The organism is Dyella subtropica (assembly GCF_026283965.1).
Classification (GTDB): Bacteria; Pseudomonadota; Gammaproteobacteria; order Xanthomonadales; family Rhodanobacteraceae; genus Dyella_D; species Dyella_D subtropica.
In genome coordinates this window covers 109,400-129,834 of the sequence record NZ_JAPDPD010000003.1, presented here as the reverse complement: position 1 = coordinate 129,834, position 20,435 = coordinate 109,400, and the positions used below count along the sequence as shown (strand labels likewise).

Below are 20,435 nucleotides of genomic sequence, written 5' to 3'. Positions count from 1 at the left end.
GATTAGAACGCGTCACGCCGCGCGATGCCAGCACTGTCTGTCAAGGAAGGGCGTCGCATTCAGGTGAATGCGACGTGAGGGACATCAGACCTTCGCACCCAGGCCGAACAGCACTTTCCGGGCTTCTTCGTCCTGGGTCAGGTCGAAACGGCCCTTGATCGACTCGCCGATCTCGTAGGCCTTCTTGGTGGCCGGCCGCTCATGGACCGCCTCGAACCAGGTTTTCAGGTGTGGGAAGTCGTCCAGCGACATGCCCTGCGCCTCGTACGGCACGATCCATGGATAGGCGGCCATATCGGCAATGGTGTAGTCCTTGCCGGCGATAAAAGCACGGCCATCCAGCTGTTTGTTCAATATCCCGTAGAGCCGGCGCGTTTCATTAACGTAGCGGTCGATGGCGTACGGGATCTTCTCCGGCGCATAGCGGTTGAAGTGGTGATTCTGCCCCAGCATTGGCCCCAGGCCGCCCACCTGCCAGTACACCCATTCCAACACCTTGAAGCGGCCACGCACATCCGCTGGCATGAAACGGCCGGTCTTGTCCGCCAGATACTGCAGGATCGCGCCCGACTCGAACACACTCAGCGGCGCGCCGCCGTCGGCCGGTGCAGTATCGACGATGGCCGGCATGCGATTGTTCGGTGAAATCTTCAGAAACGACGGCTCAAACTGCTCGCCCTTGCCGATGTTCACCGGCTTGAGGGTGTAGGGCAGGCCCGCTTCCTCCAGGAACATGGTGATCTTGTGGCCGTTGGGTGTGGGCCAGTAGTAAAGATCGATCATGCGGACTCTCCTCAATTCGCTTGGGGGTATTGCAGGGATCGTCATCAACTCGGGTTCGCGGGTGCAGCTTTCAAGGCTGGACGCTTGTAGCGGCTATGCTCTCCGCCTTCTGGGAACATGGGCTTTGGGAGCAGCGGCATGACACGCATCGTCGTAGTGGGCAGCATCAACATGGATCTGGTGACGCTGGCACTGCGTTTTCCCGCTCCCGGTGAAACACTGCTCGGCGATCGATTCCTCACCGTGCACGGCGGCAAGGGTGCCAACCAAGCGGTGGCCGCAGCACGACTTGGCGCGCGGGTCTGCATGGTCGGCGCCGTGGGTGACGACACCTTCGGCCAGCAGCTGCATGACGGCCTCGCACACGAAGGCGTGGCGACCGAACACGTCCGTCGCATCGCCGACTGCGGCAGCGGTACGGCTTCGATCACGGTGGCCGGCGGCGAAAACCAGATCGTTGTCGTGCCCGGCGCCAACGCGCGCGTGACGCCAACGCACGTCGAGCAAGCACAAAGCACCATCGCGCAAGCCGACGCCATGCTGGTGCAGATGGAAATTCCGCTGGAAACCGTGGAGGCCACGCTTCGCCTTGGGCATCGCCTGGGCGTGCCGGTCATCCTCAACCCTGCGCCAGCACGACAGCTGCCGGTGGAATGGCTCAAGCTGGCGCGCTACGTCACGCCGAACCAACACGAACTCGCCACGCTGCTGGGCGCCGACGAGCACGAGGATTTCAGGGCGTTGATGCTTCGCGCCCCCTGTCCGGTCGTCCTCACTCGTGGTGCCGAAGGCGCGTGGTACGCCGACGGCGCCGAGCTGGTGCACCAGCCCGGCTTCAAAGTTGACGTGATCGACACTACCGGCGCCGGCGATACCTTCAATGCCGCACTCGCCGTTTTCCTGCGCAAAGGCCTGCCGGCCGCCGTGCGAATAGCCTGCGCCGCAGCGGCACTGTCAGTCTCCCGGCTTGGTGCGCAGGGCGGCATGCCCCGACATAACGAGCTCGAGGCGTGGCTTGCCGACCAGGGCTGAAAGAGATCAACTACTGACCGTGACCTGCCAACGATCGTGCTGTTGTTCTTCGAAGTCGATCTGCACAGGCAGGAACTTCTCGATCAGCGCCGCGTTGGTGCGTGCGTGCGACGTTGGGGTCTGCGTGCTGAAGCTGCCAGCGCCGGCCAACGCCAACGGCAGCAGCAGCTGGTCCGCCAGGTAGGGGCCAACCGCCACTCCGCTATCCAGGTAGCTCCGTACTTCGTCGCAAACCAGCTCGCCGACGCGTTCGGCGCTGACACCGCGCTCACCGAACGCGGTAAACAGTTCGCACACCTCGGCGCTTTCCACACGCACCATCAACGCATTGCCAGGTCCGGGTGATCCAGTGGCCTGGCGGATATGCCTGTGCTCATCCGCAATCGGCAAGCGACGGCGCACCGCATCCAACTCGCGTTCCCCGACTCGGCCCGGCACGGACGACATCAGCGCCGTAGCAGACAGACCACACAGCGCGCCGCGCTCGGGCAGATGTAGCGGCGCGGGCTTCTCGCTCGCCGCCACTTCCAATAACAGCGCGCCGCCGCCGACGGGGTAGAAGCCATGTCGCTCCAGCTGCAACGACACACCTAGGCCCATCCGGCGAAGCAGCGGCAGGAAGCTCTCAGCGAGAAAGTCCGCACTTGGCGCCAGCGGATTGTGCGTGCCGCCCTCCAGGCGCAACCGCGCTGGCTGACCAGCCAGCCATAGCGCAGGCAACACGGTTTGCAGCACCAAGGTGGTGGAACCGGCTGTGCCAATCGGCCAATGATAATCGCCACCACGGATCGGACCCGGTATGAATTCCAACGTAGTGGCACCGGGCTCGGCGCCGCTCACCTGAGCGGCGCCCACCTGGCTGGCCGCCTGCACGGCGGTGAGGTGCTGGCGCATCAGCCCCGGACGCGCGCGCCGCGCGCGGATGCGCTCCATGCGAAAAGACTCACCTGTGCACAGGCTCAACGCGAGCGCCGTGCGCAACAATTGTCCGCCGCCATCCTGACCATCGATCTCCAACATAACGCGTTCCCTATTCCTCTACCTGCTTCTATCAACCCTTGACGCATACGACCTGGCGCAGGGTGTGGACGATTTCCACCAAGTCCTGCTGCGCGGCCATCACTGCATCGATGGACTTGTAAGCCGCAGGCGATTCGTCGATCACCTCGGCGTCCTTGCGGCACTCCACATGCGCGGTGGCTTCACGGTGCTGTTCCAGAGTGATCAGCTTGCGCGCGGCGGTGCGGCTCATGACGCGACCTGCGCCGTGGCTGCAGCTATGGAAACTATCCGCGTTGCCGAGCCCACGCACGATAAAGCTCTTTGCGCCCATGCTGCCGGGAATGATGCCCAACTCGCCCCGCTTAGCGCTCACCGCGCCCTTGCGCGTCACCAGCACGTCCTTGCCGAAATGATGCTCGCGATTGACGTAGTTGTGATGGCAGTTCACCGCCTCGGCCTCGGCTTCGAACGGCTTGGGGATCACCTTGCGCACCGCTTCCACCACGTGTCGCATCATGATCGCGCGATTGGTGCGCGCGAAGCGCTGCGCCCAATCCACCGCGAACACGTAGTCGCCGAAATGTTCGCTGCCTTCCGGCAGATAGGCGAGATCCTGATCGGGCAGGTTGATCATCCAGCGGCGCATGTCCTGCTTGGCCAGCTCGATGAAGTGCGTGCCAATCGCGTTGCCGACGCCACGCGAGCCGGAGTGCAGCATGAACCACACGCGCTGCTCCTCGTCCAGGCAGACTTCCACAAAGTGGTTGCCGGTACCCAGTGTGCCGAGGTGATTGAGATTGTTGGTGCGGGCCAGCTTGGGATGCTTTTCGACGACGCGCGCGAAGTCTTCGTGGAGGGTGCCCCAGCCGTCCAGCGCTGCTTGCGGCGGCGTGGCCCAAGCGCCCTTATCGCGGTGACCAACCGTGCGGCCATGAGGTACCGCGCACTCAATGGCAGAGCGGATGCCATGCAAATCATCGGGCAGATCGCTCGCAGTCAGCGTGGTCCTTGCGGCGATCATGCCGCAGCCGATATCCACACCTACCGCCGCCGGCACGATGGCGCCCACCGTGGGCACCACTGAACCTACCGTCGCGCCCTTGCCGAGGTGCACGTCTGGCATCACAGCCACCCAGCCGTGGATAAATGGCAGGCGGGCGATGTTCAGCAGCTGCTCGCGCGCTTCGTCCTCCAGCGGCACGCCGCGGGTCCATAGCTTGATCGGCACAGCGCCGGCTTCGTTGATAACGTCGTAGTTGCGGGTGTTCATGGTGACTTCCTTGAGGGCCGGCGCAAAAGGCGCTGGCCGGTTGTTCGGGGTGCGACGACAAGAGGTGATGAACGATCCCGCTCTATCCGCTGAGCTACGCCATCACAGTGTCGATGGCGGCGGGACTCGAACCCGCGACCTGGAGCTTAGAAGGCTAGTAAGTCCATCGGCATTCGCCGCGATAAACACAAACCTGATGCCATGGAGGCAGCGACAAGAGGTGACGAACCAATCCTGCTCTACCACTGAGCTACGCCATCACAGTGGCGATGGCGGCGGGGGTCGAACCCGCGACACGGAGCTTCATAGGCTAGTAGGTCCGCCGGCATTCGCTGCCGAACCGTTGAAACAAGATGCAACGACAAGTAGTGGCAAGAGCAATCCTGCGATACAGGTCGGGATTTGAACCCTTCGCCCGAAGGCTTTCCAAGTAGCTCTCACCGGCATTCGTTGCCAAACCAAATCTTTAGACTGTGCGGTCTGTTCTCCTTCGTCCTCACTCGGCCCCGGCAGGCTCATTCCTGCCGGGGTAGCGCGCCGCCTTCCATGACGGCTATATCTCGATCGCCTCGATGCGCTCCACCCAACGGCTCGACTGATTGCCCTGAACCGCCGAAGCGAGCAGGTCAAACACGGCGTCGCTGAAGCCGCCGATGTGCAACACATCCAGCGCCTCCTGCGCCTGACTGGTCGCGTAGGGCCGCAGGTCGATACAGACCAGCCGCGCCGCCGGGTTGCGCGCCTTCAGCGCGGCCCACTGACGCATGGTTTCGGTACTGCCGCCCTTACGCGTATCCATCCAGCTTTGATTGTCTGAAACGATCACCAACAGGTCCGGTGCCGCTCGCTCGCTGTTCAGTTGCGCCAGCGGTGCGCTCACACAGGTACCGCCGCCGACCATGTGTGCTATTTCCCGAGCCTGGCTCATCACGCTGTCACGCGCGTTGAGCTTGAGCTCTCGCACCTTGTCGGCGAACGGAATCACCCGTGCGCCAGGGTTGCTACGCTTGATGCAGGCGGCGATCAACGCTGCCACTTCGACGCAGGTCACGACGCTGGTGGCACCGCGGCGATAGCCAGTCACGGGCGACTGCATCGAACCGGAGACATCGATCGCCAGCGCGACCTGGCCCGACAGCTTCGGCACTGCGGCAGTCGCGATTTCCATCGCGTCCTGCAAGGCATCAGCGATCGCCTCAGGCATTGCCCCGGAGGCGGCGCGGTAGGCGACCATCAACTGGTACGGGAACACCCGTGCCTTGCGGATGGCCTCCTTGCTGCGTAACCGCGCCGCCATCTGCCACACCACGGCGGGATTCTCGAACACGCCCTTGCGCAAGAAGGTGTTGAGGTTCATTCGCGTGGCCTGCCACGAACTACGCACCGCAATCGCCGCCCATTGCTTCGTCGTCAGCGGCATCGCCGTGAGGTACTGGAACGACAGGTCCGGCACCTCGCCCGCAGGATCGGCCTTGAACGCCTCGTACTCGCGCACCTTCGACGGCAACGCTTCGGCCTGATACGGCTTGCCGATCAACCACGCGTACAGCGCCTCGCGCGCGGCGTCCTGCGGCTGTGGATGCACCATGCGGATCACGTCCGCCAACGAAGGCTGCTCTCCGATTGCCGCAGCCAGAAGCTGCTCAGTCGTCGCCCGCGTCAGCCATTGCTGCACCAAACGCTTGGGCCGCGTGCCCAGCGACTTTCGACCCAGGGCTCCGCTACGCAGGATCTGTACGAAGTTGCGCAACATGCGGCCGTTGTCGATTACTCGCTCAAACACCTTCTCCAACAGGGCGCCATCGCGAGTCGCCAGATAAGCCAGCAGTAGCGCGGGCATGTCCTTCATATGTGCATGGCGGCGCGCATAGATCGCGGTACGCGCCACGAAGGCCGGCGCCACCACATCGCACATCGCCACCACCTGATCGAGCTGGGTCTGGGCGTCGGCGTAGAACGTGCCGTTCAAGCAGCCCGTCGCCGCATACAGCGCCAGGGTGGCTTCGGGGCTGCGCCGGTAGGAAGCGCCGCCAGCCTCGTTGACTGCACCCGTACGGGGGACCTGGCGACCACGGTGGTTGCTGAAGAGTTGAAGATTCGACATGGCTGTTCTCCGCTTGCTCAGGATATAGAGCAGGAGGCGTGCCAACGCTGACGAAGTCAATTTAAGTTATTGATTAAAAACGTGTAATTTCATATTTTTGAATCGGTCGACTTGGAGCGTATCCGTACCTTATATATCCTTAGCTATCGTACTTTATCTTTTAATATCGACATGAAGACCCAGGTCGTGATCGGCTTTCTCGGCACCCAGCTCGACTCCGGCGAAGGTCAGGGACGCTGGGAAAAATGGCGTCCTACGGTGGCGCTGGGCATGCAGGAGGATTTCCTGATGCACCGGCTGGAATTGCTGGTGGACCTGCGTCGCTACGGCAAGCTGGCCGAAGTGGTCCGGGGAGATCTCGCGCAGGTTTCGCCCGAAACCGAGGTGCGCCTGCATGACACCTATGTCGCCGATCCCTGGGACTTCGAGTCGATGTACGCGGCCCTGCATGACTTTGCCCGGCGCTACCCGTTCGATACCGAGCGCGAGGACTATCTGGTTCACATCACCACCGGCACCCATGTCGCGCAGATCTGCCTGTTCCTGCTCACTGAGAGCCGACGCCTGCCTGCGCGGCTGTTGCAGGTCTCTCCACCGCGCAAGCAACGCGTGGGTTCAAATGGCGGCTCGCTCAACATCATCGACCTGGACCTTTCGCGCTACGACCGCCTGGCGCAACGCTTCGAGCGTGAGCAGGAGGATGATCGCACTCACTTGAAGAGCGGTATCGCCACGCGCAATGCCGCTTTCAACCGGATGATCGAGCAGATCGAAACGGTGGGCAGCCGTTCCAAAGCACCCATCCTGTTGATGGGTCCGACCGGCGCGGGCAAGAGCCAACTAGCCCGACGCTTGTTCGAACTGAAGAAAGCGCGACATGAGCTTAGCGGGCGCTTCGTTGAGGTGAACTGCGCCACCTTGCGTGGCGATGGTGCGATGAGCACGCTGTTCGGCCACGTCAAGGGCGCCTATACCGGTGCCGTCAGTGAACGCGCTGGCTTGCTGCGAAGCGCGCACAACGGGTTGCTGTTCCTGGATGAGATCGGTGAGCTGGGTGCAGACGAACAGGCGATGCTGCTGCGCGCGCTGGAGGATCGTCGCTTCCTGCCGGTGGGTAGCGACAAGGAAGTAGAGAGCGACTTTCAGCTGATCGCGGGCACCAACCGCGATTTGGGCCGCCGTGTTGCGGAAGGGCGCTTCCGCGATGATCTCTACGCTCGCCTCAACATCTGGAGTTTCCATCTACCCGGCCTCGCTGAGCGCCCGGAGGACATCGAGCCGAACCTGGACTACGAACTGGAGCGTCACACCCAGCAGAACAACCGGCGCGTCACCTTCAATCGCGAGGCGCGCGAACGCTATCTGCGTTTTGCCATGTCGTCCGAGGCGAGTTGGCAGGGCAACTTCCGCGATCTCGGCGCCTCACTTACGCGCATGGCGACACTTGCCCCGGCGGGGCGCATCACGGTGGAGACCGTCGACGAGGAGCTGCTGCGCTTGCGGCGCGTATGGCGCCAGGACGAAAGTGACGACTTGCTGCACGAACTGCTCGGCGAGCAATTGCAGGAGCTGGACCTCTTCGATCAGCTGCAACTGCGCGAAGTACTTCGCCTATGCCGCCGCTGTCGCAGCCTTTCGGAAGCCGGCCGCCAGCTCTTCGCCGCTTCGCGCAGCAAGCGCGCAAGCACCAACGACGCGGACCGTTTGCGCAAATACCTTTCGCGATTCGGCCTGAGCTGGGACGCGGTGATAGGCTCGGCGAAACACTGAACCAGCCACACCGATCCGGCATCCGCCCGGGTCAGGGAAGACTCCTGCATGCCTGTTCTCGACGCTCTTCTGGACCACAGCGATCCATCTCTGCTATTCGAATGCACCGGAGGCAGCCACGCCTACGGTACGGCGACACCGGAGAGCGATCGGGATATTCGCGGCATCTACGCCATGCCATTCGCGGCCTATCTGGGCCTCACCCAGCCCGCTGCCCAAATGTCCGATGCACGTAACGACATCGTCTACTACAGCCTTCGCCGAGCCGTGGAGCTGCTGGCGGCGGCCAACCCGAACATGCTCGAACTGCTTTACATGCCCGAGGACTGCGTGCGTTGGAGCAGCCCTGAAATGGATATGTTGGTGGCGCAACGCGAGCTCTTCGTCTCCCGGCAATGCGTGCAGACTCACGTCGGCTATGCGCTAAGCCAGATCAAGAAGGCCCGCGGACAGAACAAGTGGATCAATCAGCCTCGTCCCGAACGTCCGCCGGCGAAGGAAGACTACTGCCATGTCATTCCACAAGAGCGGTTGATTGAAGCTGAAACGGCGCCATGCCGTCCGCTCCCCCTGACCTCCCTGGGGTGGAATCTGGACGAATTCCATGCTGCCAGCCTGGAGCATGCACGAGACGGCTATCGCCTCTATCGCTACGGCCGACAGGCGAGAGGCGTATTTCGTGATGGCATGCTGGTGTGCGAGTCCATCCCCCTCGAAGACGAAGCCGCCCGCTTCGCCGGCCTGCTGTTCTACAACGAGCAGGCATGGAAACAAGCGATGACGGATCACCAGAACTATTGGACCTGGCGACGTGAGCGCAACGAGTCGCGCTGGCGACAGCAGGAAGCTGGCGAACTGGACTACGACGCAAAGAATTTGATGCACACCGTGCGCCTTCTGCTATCCGGCGAATCCATTCTCACATCCGGTCGGCCGATCGTGCGCTTTGACGGCCCGCAGCGTGAATTGTTGCTCGATATCCGCCGTGGCTGCTTCAGCTACGACGAGTTGATGACCATGGCAAACGGCATTGCCGAGCGCTGCGCTCGTCAAGAGTCACAGAGCAACCTGCCACCTACTATCAACACAGGGGCAGCGAACCGGCTGCTCTACGATCTCACTGCGCATTGGGAGGCGCGCCACGCATGAACGAAGCCATTCAGACGGCCATCGCCGATATCGAACGCGAACATGGCGTGCGCGTGCTCTATGCCGCCGAGTCCGGTAGCCGCGCGTGGGGTTTCGCTTCGCCCGACAGCGACTACGATGTGCGCTTCGTCTACGTCCATCCTCGTGACTGGTATCTGCAGGTCTTCGAGCAACGGGACGTGATCGAGCGCATGCTGCCCGGCGATCTGGACGTAAGCGGCTGGGACCTTCGTAAGTCTCTGCGACTGATGGCCAAGTGCAACCTTGCCTTCAACGAGTGGTTCGACTCGCCAATCGTCTATCGCGCCGATGAGACCTTTGCCGCGCAAATCCGAGAGCTGATTCCGGCGCTTTTCCAGCCCGCTCGAGCACTGTTTCATTACCTGAGCATGGCGTCTGCGACGTATGCGGAGCATCTGGCCGACGATACCGTGCGCCTGAAGAAGCTGTTCTATTTCCTGCGGCCGATCCTTGCCTGTCGCTGGATCGAGCATGCACGCACCCAGCCACCCACGGCGTTCTCCCGCTTGCTGGCTGCGCCATGGGTCAGCGACGAAGAGCGCGACTGGATCGCCGACCTGGAAGCGCGCAAGGTCGTGGCACGCGAAAGCGATCGCGAAGCGCTACCGGAGTTCGTGCGTCCTTGGATGAAGTCGCAGCTTGACCACTTTGCGGATATCGGGCGCTGCCTAGCGCAGAAATCAGAAGCGGATCATTCGCTGCTGGACGATGTGCTCCGTCGCTGGGCCATAGCTTAGCGGCCGCGCACTTTTAGTCCACCGGCCCCGGCGCGATCACATCGCGCTGGCCGTTGATTCCCATCGACGACACCAGTCCCGCCGCTTCCATTGCTTCCACCAGTCGCGCCGCGCGGTTATAGCCAATACGGAATTGGCGTTGCACGAAGGAAATGGAAGCGCGGCGTGTGCGAAGCACGAAGGCGGCGGCTTCGTCGTAGAGTGGATCGAGCTCGGCATCGCCCCCGTCTTCGGCGAACAACTCACCCGAACCTTCGCTTGGCGGGCCAGCAAGGATCTCGTCCTTGTAGTCGGGTTCGCCGTACTGCTTGAGATGGGCGACCACGCGATGCACTTCCTCGTCGGCGACGAAAGCACCATGGATGCGCTGCGGATAGCCGGTGCCCGGCGGTAGGAACAGCATATCGCCCTGGCCTAGCAGGCTTTCCGCGCCCATCTGGTCCAGGATGGTGCGCGAGTCGATCTTGGACGACACCTGGAACGCCACGCGCGTGGGGATGTTCGCCTTGATCAAGCCGGTAATCACATCGACCGACGGGCGTTGCGTGGCAAGGATCAGATGGATGCCGGCAGCACGGGCCTTCTGCGCCAGTCGGGCGATCAGTTCCTCGATCTTCTTGCCGGCCACCATCATCAGGTCGGCGAGCTCGTCGATGACCACCACGATCATCGGCAGGGTATCGAGCGTCTCGGGTATTTCCGGATGGGCGGGGAAGGGGTTGAGCAGCGGCCGTCCCGTGGACTGCGCCTCGCGGATCTTCTGGTTATAGCCGGCGAGGTTGCGCACGCGCAGTTCCGACATCAGGCGATAGCGGTTTTCCATCTCCGCCACACACCAAGTCAGCGCGTTGGCAGCCAGCTTCATGTCGGTGACCACCGGTGCCAGCAGGTGCGGGATGCCCTCGTAGACTGAGAGTTCCAGCATCTTCGGGTCGATCATGATCATGCGCACGTCGTCGGGCGTCGCCTTGTACAGCATGGACAGGATCATCGCGTTCACGGCCACCGACTTGCCGGAGCCGGTGGTGCCGGCGACCAGCATGTGTGGCGCGCGCGCCAGGTCCGCCACCACGGGCTCGCCGGTGATGCCCTTGCCCATCGCCAGCGTGAGCAGCGAATCGGAACCGCGGTATTCGGCGGAATCCAGAATCTCCGACAGCGCAATCATCTGCCGCTGTTCGTTCGGCAGCTCCAGTCCCATGCAGGTCTTGCCGGGAATGGTTTCGACGACGCGGATAGAAGTACGCCCCAGGCCTCGGGCGAGATCCTTCATCAGCGCCACGATCTGGTTGCCGCGCACGCCCACGGCCGGCTCGACCTCGAAGCGGGTGATGACGGGGCCGGCCGATGCACCAACCACCGTCACTGGCACTTTGAACTCACGCAGGCGCTGTTCGATCAGCTCACCGGTGTCGGCCAGCTGCGCTTCATCGACGGTGGTCGATTCGGCCGCTGCGCTGGTCAACAGGGACAGCGGGGGTAACGTGGCGCTGGAGCGCGTGCGCGTTGTCATAGCGACAGGCGGTGCAGCTGGTATGACCGGCGCCACAGGCTGATCGTCGTTGGCAGCGAAGTACCGGCCCCGTGCCGTCTGCATCGCATGCACGACCTGCGGCGTGGGCAGCAGGTTCGCGCCGTCATCCTCGACATCGGTGGCTTCTACTGGCGTGGGTCCGGTGGGTTCGACTGCTAGCTCATCGATGTCAATCGGTGTCGGTTCAATGGGCGCGTCTTCGACGATGTCGGCATGCGCTAGTTCTGGATGCTCTTCGGCGATGAAGGGCTGGGATTCGACGGCCGCCACGGGCGAAGGACGTGCGGCAACAGCGACCTGACTCATCGCCATCGTTGCGGCCCGAGCGACAGGGGCCGGGGTCGGTGTAGGGGAAAGCCGAGCGCTCTTTGGCAGCAGCCAGGGCTCGCGAATCACCTTCTCGGGTGCGATGCGCATGCGGGAAACTGGGGCGGGCGGCAGCTGCGAAGCCTTGCGTTCGACCACAGGAGTTGGCGCGACTGCCGCTGTGCTCGGACGCGCTGTGGCCTTCGCGCCACCACGATTCACCTGTGCCCCGCGACGATCGGCCCGACGCACCGCGCCTCGCCCACGTCGCGCGCCGAAGCGCGCGCTGCACATCTCCACAGCTCGACTCAGTAAGGCGGCGAGCAAGTCGACCTTGGATGAGATTTGCTTGAAGGTCGAGCGCCAAGGCACACCCAGATACCAAGGCAAGGCAGCCGCCAGTAAGGCGAGCATCAGGGCGCTAGTGATGAATGTTCCCAGCACCGCGCCAAGGCCGTTCGCCAACCCTCGGCTGATCGCGCCACCGGCCTGCGGATCGTCCGTGTAGTGGCCGACAATCAACCCTTCTAGCGTCGCGCTTGCGAGCAGCACGAACAGCCCACCCAGCCAGAACCGGATCGTTCCTTCGCCAGCGGCCGGTTTGCGGCCTGCCAGCAGTGACCGACTCACAGGCCAAATCAGAGGAATAAGCCAGAGGGTGGACAGCCCGAAGCCGCCGAAGAAGAAAGTGAGCATGCCTGAGTTCGTTCAACACTGCGTCAACAAACTCAGCATGTTAGCGCCACCGCGTTAGGAACGTCAGCAGATTGTTCTGTAACGAGCTGTTATTCCTCACGAGTCCCATCGAATCGCCGGACAGCTACTTGCCGATGCAGAACGAGCTGAAGATGGCGCCCAGCAGATCGTCACTGGTGTAATTGCCAGTGATTTCCCCAAGCGCGTGTTGGGCTTGGCGTAGCTCTTCAGCGGCCAGTTCGCCAGCGCGGGTGGTGCGCAAGGTGTGATCCGCATGATCGAGATGGGTGGCGACTTGTTCCAGCGCCAACACGTGGCGGCGGCGTGCACTGAAAACACCTTCGCCACTGCCGGCGCCGGCAAGTTGCTTGAGATGTTCGCGTAGAGCATCCAGGCCATCGCCGGTTTTCGCGGAGGCCCAGATCCAGAGGGAATCGGCGCGGGTTTCGTAACGCGCCGTCTCGTGTTCCAGATCGATTTTGTTGATCAGCACCAGACGCTCGACGCTGGCGGGCAGGTCCATAAGCAGGGCCAGATCGTGTTCGGCGTGTTGGAGATCGGTGACTAGCAGAGCGACGTCGGCGCGGGCGAGTTCACTGTGCGCGCGTCGCACGCCTTCGCGCTCCACTGGATCGTCGGTTTCGCGCAGGCCGGCGGTATCGGCCAACTCCAATGCGATGCCATCGAGGCTCAGCTGTTCGCGCAGTACATCGCGGGTGGTACCGGCGATATCGGTCACGATGGCACGGTCGCTGCCGGCCAGCGCGTTGAGAAGACTCGATTTGCCGGCGTTGGGGCGTCCGATGATGGCCACCCGCAACCCGTCGTTGAGACGGACGCCACGCTGTGCTTCGCGCAACAGTTCGGCGAGCTGATCGCGCAATGCCTCGAGTTGATTCGTGATGGCAGGATCGGCGAGAAAGTCGATTTCCTCTTCGGGGAAGTCGATCGCCGCCTCGATATGGACGCGCAGGATGATCAGCGCTTGCAGCAGCGCGTCGATCTTGCGCGAGAACACGCCTTCCATGGACTGCAGTGCCGCACGCGCGCCAGCCTGTGAGCGAGCGGCGATCAGATCGGCGACCGCTTCGGCCTGAGCCAGATCCATTTTGCCGTTGAGGAAAGCGCGCTCAGTGAACTCGCCAGGCCGCGCCAAGCGCGCGCCGAGCTGACAGACGCGGCGTAGCAGGCCGTCGAGGAGCACGCTGCTGCCATGCCCCTGCAATTCCAGCACGTGTTCGCCGGTGTAGGACGCTGGGGCGGGGAAGTAGAGCAGGAGACCGTGATCGATCCGTTGGCCCTGCGCATCGCGGAAAGCCGCGAAATGCGCGTGACGTGGCTGCGGCGTACGACCCAGCAAAGTTCGCGCGATCTTCGGTACGGCCGGCCCGGACACGCGCAGCACACCGACGCCGGCTGCACCGGGTGCGCTAGCGATGGCGGCTATGGTGTCAGCGGCGAGGGTCATAGGGATGGCGTGCTGAAGAAGCGTTCGTTCTATCGTTGCGCAAGGCAACGTGGAAGAAAACGTGGCTCAAAAAGAAAAGGCCGCTTGCGCGGCCTTTTCGATCAGGCGGTCTTGGCCTTGTGCTCGGCTCGATCCACCTGGCGGGTGATGAACCACTGCTGGGCCAGGCTGGTGGCACCGTTGATCACCCAGTACAACACGAGGCCGGACGGGAAGAAGGCGAACATCACCGCGAACAGAATCGGCATCACCTTCATCATCTTGGCCTGGGCGGGATCCATGCCGGTGGTGGGGGTGAGCCACTGCGTTGCCATCATCACCGCGACATAGATGGCCGGCAGCACGAAGAACGGGTCGGGTGCGGACAGGTCGTGGATCCAGCCGAAGAACGGCGCTTGGCGCAGCTCCACGCTTTCCATCAGCACGCGATACAGACCGAGGAACACCGGGAAGGTGACGAGGATCGGCAGGCAGCCGGCCATCGGATTCACCTTCTCCTTCTTGTACAGCTCCATCATGGCCTGCTGCATCTTCATCTTGTCGTCGCCGTAACGCTCCTTGAGCGAGGCGACGCGCGGCTGCAGCTTGCGCATCTTGGCGCCGGAGCGGAACTGCGCGGCCGTGAGCTTCCACAGCGCGGCCTTCAGCAGCAGCACAAGCAGGATGATCGCCACGCCCCAGTTTCCGCTGATCGCATGCAGCTTGGAGAGCAGCCAATGCAGCGGCTGGGCGATGACGGTGAGCCAGCCGTAGTTGGTCGACAGTTCCAGGCCTGGCGCGATCTGATCCAGCGTGCCTTGCAGCTTCGGACCGATATACAGACGCGTGCTGCTGGTGACACTCTGGCCCGGTGCCACGCTGAGCGCGGGGCCCACGGCGCGGAGCAGGTAGAGCGGTTGCGCGGTGTCCGGATTGACGACGCTGGTGGAGTAGGCGTTCGGCTCCTGTGCCGGCGGAATCCATGCCACAAAGAAGTAGTGCTGAAGCATCTCAGCCCAACCGCCGGTGATCGCGCGGTTCAGTGGCTTCTTCTGGAAGTCGGCGAACGGCAGCGTCTCGTATTTGTCCTGCGGGCTGTACCACGCCGCGCCGTTGAAGCTGTGCGCTGCCGGGTCGGTGTAGTTCTGGTACCACGTGCGGTTGTTCGGCGGGGCCACGCGCTGCAGCTGCTCGTAGGCGTTACCTTGCCAGGCTACGCTGGCGCCGTTATCGATCTTCTGATCCAGCGTGACAGTGTAGCTGCCGCGCTTGAGCACGTAGGACTTGGTGACCTTGAGGCCGGACGCGTCCTGCCAGGTCAGGTCGACCTTCAGTTCGTCCTGACCGGCGGACAGTGCATAGCTGGACTGTGCGCTCTGGAACACCGACAGGTGCGTCGGTGCTACCGGACCACCCACGCCCTGCGCCGTGGTCAGACCGTTCTGCGCGACGAAAAAATGCTCGTGGGCATCATCGAGCAGACGCACGGGTGCCGGCTCGGGCGTGTTCTTCGTACGCGGCTCCGAGGGATAGCCCAGCAGTTCCGAACGCACCACGCTGCCGCCACGCGTATCCACCGTCAGGCGCAACACATCGGTGCTGATGGTGATCAGCTGGGCCGGTGCTTCGGTGGCACTGCCGGTTGCGGGGACGACCGGCGCGTTGCTCGCGGTGGCGCCGGGTACGCTGCCATCAGCCGCGGGTGCAGCCGTGCTGGTGGCACCGGCGACGGCAGCGGGAGCCGGCTGAGGAGCGTAATCCTTCTCCCAGGCCATCCATAGCAGATAGGCCACGGCCAGCAGGGCGAAGATGAGGAACGTGCGCGTTTGATTCATCGCGAAGCAGATCCGGTAGTCGCCGCGACACGCTGCTGCGGAAGGGCGGGAAGAGAGAAGGTCAACGTGCGATTGTGCCGGCCGCGTCGCCTGGCTTCAACGTAAGGTCGGGCTTCTGCGACAACAACTTCTTCCACAGTGCGTCGATCTCGGCCAGTAGCGCGGGGCCTGGCAGGCCGGCCGCTTGTTCGCGGCCCATCACCATAAGGTCGACGGGAGGGAGTTGATGGCGGACACGGCGAAAGGATTCGCGAAGTAGACGCTTGATGCGATTGCGTTCGACAGCACGCTTGGACACGCGCTTGGAGATGGCAAGGCCGAGCCGGGCATGGTCGAGCCCGTTTTTACGATAGCGCACAGAAAAACAGCGGCCGCCGAAGCGGCCGCTGGCATTTCGCATCGCAGCAAAGTCGCCAGCGCGACGGATCCGCGCCTCGCGCGGCAGTCCGGCACGCATCTCAGTCTCCCGCTTACGGGATCAGGCGCTTGCGGCCCTTGGCACGGCGGGCATTCAGAATCTTGCGACCGTCGGCCGTAGCCATACGGGCACGAAAGCCGTGTGTGCGGGCGCGCTTGAGCTTGCTGGGCTGGAAGGTCCGCTTCGACATGGCTTCCTCCTATTCGGTATGTGGGTAAAAAGGTTGGAAATTATGCGAGGCATTCGGCAGAGATGTCAAATACTCTTGAAACCAAGGTTTGCGCAGCCTGTGGATAATCGTGTGGATAGGCTCTGGTCGAGAACCGGTAAGCTGCTGTTAGACTTTCAGGTCCACCCCGCGCGTAAGCGCCCCTGCTGTGGCTGAAGAATACCCATGAGTGATCTGTGGCGGCGCTGTCTCGAGCGTCTCGAAGGCGAATTGAGCGCGGAAGACCTGCATACCTGGCTGATGCCGCTGCAGGCGCGCGACGATACGCTGGGACTGCAGCTGTTCGCCCCGAATCCCTACACCCTCGATACCGTGCGCGAGCGCTATCTGCCACGCATCGAGGCCATGCTGCATCAGCTGACCGGGCACGAACTGTCGGTGCGCCTGGAAGTTGGGTCAAGCGCGGCGCGTGTGCCACCACGTCCGGCGTCCGCCATGCCCCGGCCTGCCGCCGCCGCCGGGGCCGAACCGGCGCCCGCTCCCGTGCCGGTGACTTTCAATCACAACCTGGATCCGCACTACACCTTCGAAACCTTCGTCGAGGGCAAGTCGAACCAGCTCGGCAAGGCCGCGGCGATGCAGGTGGCCATGAACCCCGGCCGCGCCTACAACCCGCTGTTGCTGTATGGCGGCACCGGTCTCGGCAAAACCCACTTGATGCATGCCGCCGGCAATTTGATGCGCGAGCGCAACCCCGACTTCAAAGTGCTGTATCTACGCTCCGAGCAGTTCGTAGGCTCGATGATCGAGGCCTTGCGCACCAAGAGCATGGACGAGTTCAAGCGCCGTTTCCGCTCGGTGGATGCGCTGTTGATCGACGACATCCAGTTTTTTGCCGGCAAAGACACCACGCAGGAAGAGTTCTTTCACACTTTCAACGCGTTGTTCGAGTCCAAGCAGCAGATCATCCTTACCTGCGACCGCTACCCGAAAGAAGTGGACAAGCTGGAGCCGCGCTTGAAGTCGCGCCTGGGCTGGGGTCTGTCGGTGGCAATCGAACCGCCTGATTTCGAGACCCGTGCAGCGATTCTGCTCTCCAAGGCGCAGGACAAGGGCGTGGCAGTGAGCGAAAACGTGGCGATGCTGCTCGCCAAGCGCATTCGCTCCAACGTGCGCGACCTCGAGGGCGCGCTCAACACGCTGGCCGCCCGCGCCAACTTCTACGGCAAGCCGATTACCACCGAGTTCGCCGAGGAAACGCTGCGCGACCTGCTGGCCACACACGCGCAAGCTGTCACGGTGCCGAACATCCAGAAGATCGTGGCCGACTACTACCAAGTGCGCTTGCAGGATCTGCTCTCCAAGCGTCGGGTGCGCTCACTGGCCCGACCGCGGCAGATCGCGATGTCCTTGTCGAAGGAGCTGACCGAGCACAGCTTGCCGGAGATTGGCGATGCGTTTGGCGGCCGCGACCACACCACCGTGCTGCATGCCTGCCGGACCATCAAAAAGCTTTGCGAGACCGACACACGCATGCGGCAAGACTGGGAACAGCTCATCCGAATCCTCACGGGTTGACGTTAAGTTTCACCGATCGTGGATAAGCGCTTGAAAACAGGTAGTGGAAGCTGTGGATAATAGGTGGATGGTTCAGGCCCCCTCAGTTATCCACAAGTGACCCACAATCTGCGGGCCTGTTCGGACACACCGTGTTATTGATTCAATTTATTGATTTTAATAAAGAAAACGGGATTTCCGAGTTATCCACGGCACCTACCACCACTACATAACTTCTTTTAAAAACAGAACAGCAGGTTTAGGGGAAGCGCCTACATGCAATTCAGCATCCAACGAGAAGCTCTGCTCAAGCCGTTGCAACAAGTCGTAGGCGTCGTTGAACGTCGCCAGACATTGCCGGTCCTCGCCAACCTGCTGGTCAAGGTCGTCGACGGAAAGCTTTCGCTTACCGGCACCGATCTGGAAGTGGAAATGGTGGCCACCACCGAAGCCGATAAGTTGGCGGAAGGCGAAACCACCATTCCCGCACGCAAGCTGTTCGATATCGTTCGCGCCCTGCCAGATGGCGCGCGTATTGACCTGAAGCTCAATGGCGATCGCGTTGCGCTCAGCGCCGGTCGGAGCCGTTTTACGCTTGCCACGCTTCCCGCTACGGAATTCCCGACAATCGACGAGATCGAACTGGTCGAGCGCGTGTCATTGCCGGAAGAAGTGCTGCGCGATCTGATGGAACGCACGGCATTCGCCATGGCGAATCAAGACGTGCGCTACTACTTGAACGGCATGTTGCTGGATCTGCAGGAGCACACCCTGCGTTGCGTAGCGACGGATGGGCATCGTCTGGCGTTGAAGGAGACCCAGCTCGACAGCAAGGTGTCCGCTCGGCGCCAGATCATCATTCCGCGCAAGGGCGTCAACGAGCTGGTGGGTTTGTTCGAAACCGGTGAAGGGCAGGTGGAGCTGGAGTTCGGACGAAACCACCTGCGCGTGCGTCGCGGCGATGTGGTGTTCACCTCCAAGTTGATCGACGGTCGCTTCCCGGACTATGAGGCCGTTATTCCGCTCGGCGCCGACAAGAGCGCCACGCTGGATCGCGAGGTTTTGCGGGGTGCTTTGCAGCGCGCCGCCATTCTTTCCAACGAGAAGTATCGCGGCGTGAAACTGGAGCTGTCGCCGGGCAAGCTACGCATCGTGGCCCACAACCCAGAGCAGGAAGAGGCCGTGGAAGAATTGGAAGCCGATACCGTGGTTTCCGATCTCGCCGTGGGTTTCAACGTCGGCTATTTGCTCGATGCGCTGTCGGCATTGCGCGGCGACAAAGCCAGGCTGAACCTGCGCGATGCCCAGTCCAGCTGCTTGGTGCAGGAAGGCGATAGCGAGCAGGCGCGTCATGTGATCATGCCCTTGCGCCTCTGACGCCGTTCAGCATGCCGGCCAACTGGCACAGAAAAACATCGCAACGCCGGAGTTGTCAGCGAACACTCCGGCGTTCTTGCGTTAGGGCTTCCCAAACATGAGATTGGAACGCTTGCGAGTTCAGGGCCTGCGTTGCCTTTCTGACGTTCAGATTGATCTAGGCCCCGGAATCCATGTGTTTGCCGGGCCAAACGGGGCAGGGAAGACCAGCATTCTTGAAGCGGCCTTCCTTCTTTCCCACGGCCGATCGTTTCGCGCCGGTGCTAAAGATGCCCTACTGCAACGGGGGGCTTCGGGGCTTTCCGTATTTGCGGAAGTACGCCACGAAGACGAGCGAATCGGCCGGATAGGCCTGGGCCGCGTGGGGGCTCGCTGGGAGGCGCGTCTGGATGGGGAAAGCGTTGCACTAGGGCAGGTGGTGCGTGAGTGCGCCGTTGTGTGCTTCGAGCCGGGTTCTCACGCCTTGATTGCGGGTGGCGCGGAGGAGCGCCGCCGATATCTTGATTGGGGTGTGTTTCACGTGGAACACGATTTCCTACTGGCTTGGCGCCGATATCAGCGCGCGCTGAAGCAGCGAAATAGCTTGCTCCGGTCCAAGAGCCTGGCGCCAGGAGAACTTTTTCTGCCATGGGAAGCCGAATTAGCCCAAAGCGGCGAGCAAATCGACGCCATGCGGCAGAGATACTTGGATTTGCTCCGTCCCTTCTTAGCGCACAGTGTCCAAGGACTGTTGCCAGAGCTTGGCGCCGTACAACTGCGCTATCGGCGGGGTTGGGCCGAGGATCGAGCATTGCTTGCGGAACTCGAAGAGCAGCGGGGTCGGGATCTGGCTCGCGGCCACACGACTCTTGGAGTGCACCGGGCCGATTGGTCGATTGCCTTTGATAACGCCCCTTTGCGGGAGCATCTCTCTCGCGGGCAGGAGAAACTGACCGCGCTGGCCTGCGTGCTGGCCCAGGCTGCTCTGTACGCCGAAAGGCGAGGGGAATGGCCCATTGTCTGTTTGGACGATTTGGCCTCTGAACTCGACCAGGCCCATCAGAGCGCCATAGTGGCGCAGCTATACGAAGCCAGTGCGCAGGTGCTGATCACCGGAACTGAGCTTCCTGTGCCCCTACAGGGCGTTCCAGCGCATGTGTTCCACGTGGAACAGGGCAATCTGGCGCCCCTGCTATAATCACCGATTGTGTCCCCTGTCCGGCCATTAAGGCGCCGTGCCAGGCAGGGT

General features: G+C 62.5%; 15 protein-coding genes, 1 tRNA gene and 2 pseudogenes. 7 read left to right on the top strand and 11 right to left on the bottom strand.

All coding sequences use genetic code 11. The features are described from left to right. Positions 1–84: 84 nt before the first annotated feature. Complete coding sequence (locus tag OUZ45_RS04235) at positions 85–783, bottom strand: glutathione binding-like protein (protein WP_266168673.1); 699 nt, start codon at positions 781–783, stop codon at positions 85–87. 138 nt (positions 784–921) lie between these two features. Here OUZ45_RS04235 and rbsK point away from each other — a divergent pair, with 138 nt between their 5' ends. Continuing rightward, positions 922–1,815 (top strand): ribokinase, encoded by an 894-nt coding sequence (gene rbsK / locus OUZ45_RS04230; protein ID WP_266168672.1) that lies wholly within the window; start codon positions 922–924, stop codon positions 1,813–1,815. 6 nt (positions 1,816–1,821) lie between these two features. Here rbsK and rtcA read toward each other — a convergent pair whose 3' ends face one another. From rtcA to OUZ45_RS04210, 4 genes are all read right to left on the bottom strand, one after another. Continuing rightward, positions 1,822–2,835 (bottom strand): RNA 3'-terminal phosphate cyclase, encoded by a 1,014-nt coding sequence (gene rtcA, locus OUZ45_RS04225; RefSeq protein ID WP_266168671.1) that lies wholly within the window; start codon positions 2,833–2,835, stop codon positions 1,822–1,824. Between the two features lie 31 nt (positions 2,836–2,866). Further along, positions 2,867–4,087, bottom strand: coding sequence for an RtcB family protein (locus OUZ45_RS04220; RefSeq protein WP_266168670.1), 1,221 nt, complete (start codon positions 4,085–4,087; stop codon positions 2,867–2,869). Between the two features lie 111 nt (positions 4,088–4,198). Next, positions 4,199–4,347: transfer RNA gene (locus tag OUZ45_RS04215), tRNA-OTHER, on the bottom strand. Between the two features lie 293 nt (positions 4,348–4,640). Then, a complete protein-coding gene (locus OUZ45_RS04210; protein ID WP_266168669.1) occupies positions 4,641–6,191 on the bottom strand; it encodes an RNA-binding protein in 1,551 nt (516 codons plus the stop codon). Positions 6,192–6,362: 171 nt separating this feature from the next. Here OUZ45_RS04210 and rtcR point away from each other — a divergent pair, with 171 nt between their 5' ends. From rtcR to OUZ45_RS04195, 3 genes are read left to right on the top strand one after another with little or no spacing between them, the layout of a single operon-like run. Beyond that, positions 6,363–7,961 (top strand): RNA repair transcriptional activator RtcR, encoded by a 1,599-nt coding sequence (gene rtcR, locus OUZ45_RS04205; protein ID WP_266168668.1) that lies wholly within the window; start codon positions 6,363–6,365, stop codon positions 7,959–7,961. Positions 7,962–8,009: 48 nt separating this feature from the next. After that, a complete protein-coding gene (locus OUZ45_RS04200) occupies positions 8,010–9,110 on the top strand; it encodes a nucleotidyltransferase domain-containing protein (protein WP_266168667.1) in 1,101 nt (366 codons plus the stop codon). Next, positions 9,107–9,868: a nucleotidyltransferase domain-containing protein gene (locus tag OUZ45_RS04195; RefSeq protein WP_266168666.1), complete on the top strand. Its 762-nt coding sequence runs from the start codon at positions 9,107–9,109 to the stop codon at positions 9,866–9,868. The genes OUZ45_RS04200 and OUZ45_RS04195 overlap by 4 nt, the downstream gene beginning before the upstream one ends. A 13-nt stretch (positions 9,869–9,881) precedes the next feature. On the opposite strand, the pseudogene OUZ45_RS04190 reads toward OUZ45_RS04195, so the two are convergent. The 6 genes and pseudogenes from OUZ45_RS04190 to rpmH all read right to left on the bottom strand — a co-directional run. Continuing rightward, positions 9,882–11,426: pseudogene (locus tag OUZ45_RS04190) on the bottom strand (DNA translocase FtsK); the annotation flags it as partial. A 636-nt stretch (positions 11,427–12,062) separates the two neighbouring features. After that, a pseudogene (locus tag OUZ45_RS04185) lies at positions 12,063–12,404 on the bottom strand (DNA translocase FtsK 4TM domain-containing protein); the annotation flags it as partial. Positions 12,405–12,528: 124 nt separating this feature from the next. After that, the gene (mnmE, locus tag OUZ45_RS04180; protein ID WP_266168665.1) at positions 12,529–13,872 is read right to left on the bottom strand and encodes a tRNA uridine-5-carboxymethylaminomethyl(34) synthesis GTPase MnmE; all 1,344 of its coding nucleotides are present in this window, start codon (positions 13,870–13,872) and stop codon (positions 12,529–12,531) included. A 101-nt stretch (positions 13,873–13,973) separates the two neighbouring features. After that, the gene (yidC, locus tag OUZ45_RS04175; protein ID WP_266168664.1) at positions 13,974–15,686 is read right to left on the bottom strand and encodes a membrane protein insertase YidC; all 1,713 of its coding nucleotides are present in this window, start codon (positions 15,684–15,686) and stop codon (positions 13,974–13,976) included. 61 nt (positions 15,687–15,747) lie between these two features. Next, entirely contained in the window at positions 15,748–16,143 is a 396-nt protein-coding gene (rnpA, locus tag OUZ45_RS04170; protein ID WP_266168663.1) for a ribonuclease P protein component, read from the bottom strand. Between the two features lie 13 nt (positions 16,144–16,156). Continuing rightward, positions 16,157–16,294 (bottom strand): 50S ribosomal protein L34, encoded by a 138-nt coding sequence (rpmH, locus tag OUZ45_RS04165; protein WP_019464789.1) that lies wholly within the window; start codon positions 16,292–16,294, stop codon positions 16,157–16,159. A gap of 204 nt (positions 16,295–16,498) precedes the next feature. Between rpmH and dnaA the strand changes: the two genes are divergently transcribed. From dnaA to recF, 3 genes are all read left to right on the top strand, one after another. Beyond that, complete coding sequence (gene dnaA / locus OUZ45_RS04160) at positions 16,499–17,851, top strand: chromosomal replication initiator protein DnaA (protein ID WP_266168662.1); 1,353 nt, start codon at positions 16,499–16,501, stop codon at positions 17,849–17,851. A gap of 255 nt (positions 17,852–18,106) precedes the next feature. Beyond that, positions 18,107–19,207 carry a DNA polymerase III subunit beta gene (dnaN, locus tag OUZ45_RS04155; RefSeq protein WP_266168661.1) on the top strand — a complete coding sequence of 367 codons (1,101 nt, stop codon included), beginning with the start codon at positions 18,107–18,109 and terminating at the stop codon, positions 19,205–19,207. A gap of 97 nt (positions 19,208–19,304) precedes the next feature. After that, complete coding sequence (gene recF, locus OUZ45_RS04150) at positions 19,305–20,384, top strand: DNA replication/repair protein RecF (protein WP_266168660.1); 1,080 nt, start codon at positions 19,305–19,307, stop codon at positions 20,382–20,384. The last annotated feature ends 51 nt before the right edge of the window (positions 20,385–20,435 follow it).

Excerpts from the sequence above, each read along its gene's own strand:
- rtcR (WP_266168668.1), top strand. The coding sequence starts at position 6,363 with ATGAAGACCCAGGTCGTGATCGGCTTTCTCGGCACCCAGCTCGACTCC.
- rtcA (WP_266168671.1), bottom strand. The coding sequence starts at position 2,835 with ATGTTGGAGATCGATGGTCAGGATGGCGGCGGACAATTGTTGCGCACG.
- OUZ45_RS04220 (WP_266168670.1), bottom strand. The coding sequence starts at position 4,087 with ATGAACACCCGCAACTACGACGTTATCAACGAAGCCGGCGCTGTGCCG.
- dnaA (WP_266168662.1), top strand. The coding sequence starts at position 16,499 with ATGAGTGATCTGTGGCGGCGCTGTCTCGAGCGTCTCGAAGGCGAATTG.
- OUZ45_RS04210 (WP_266168669.1), bottom strand. The coding sequence starts at position 6,191 with ATGTCGAATCTTCAACTCTTCAGCAACCACCGTGGTCGCCAGGTCCCC.
- mnmE (WP_266168665.1), bottom strand. The coding sequence starts at position 13,872 with ATGACCCTCGCCGCTGACACCATAGCCGCCATCGCTAGCGCACCCGGT.
- rbsK (WP_266168672.1), top strand. The coding sequence starts at position 922 with ATGACACGCATCGTCGTAGTGGGCAGCATCAACATGGATCTGGTGACG.
- OUZ45_RS04235 (WP_266168673.1), bottom strand. The coding sequence starts at position 783 with ATGATCGATCTTTACTACTGGCCCACACCCAACGGCCACAAGATCACC.
- recF (WP_266168660.1), top strand. The coding sequence starts at position 19,305 with ATGAGATTGGAACGCTTGCGAGTTCAGGGCCTGCGTTGCCTTTCTGAC.
- yidC (WP_266168664.1), bottom strand. The coding sequence starts at position 15,686 with ATGAATCAAACGCGCACGTTCCTCATCTTCGCCCTGCTGGCCGTGGCC.
- OUZ45_RS04200 (WP_266168667.1), top strand. The coding sequence starts at position 8,010 with ATGCCTGTTCTCGACGCTCTTCTGGACCACAGCGATCCATCTCTGCTA.
- rpmH (WP_019464789.1), bottom strand. The coding sequence starts at position 16,294 with ATGTCGAAGCGGACCTTCCAGCCCAGCAAGCTCAAGCGCGCCCGCACA.
- dnaN (WP_266168661.1), top strand. The coding sequence starts at position 18,107 with ATGCAATTCAGCATCCAACGAGAAGCTCTGCTCAAGCCGTTGCAACAA.
- rnpA (WP_266168663.1), bottom strand. The coding sequence starts at position 16,143 with ATGCGTGCCGGACTGCCGCGCGAGGCGCGGATCCGTCGCGCTGGCGAC.
- OUZ45_RS04195 (WP_266168666.1), top strand. The coding sequence starts at position 9,107 with ATGAACGAAGCCATTCAGACGGCCATCGCCGATATCGAACGCGAACAT.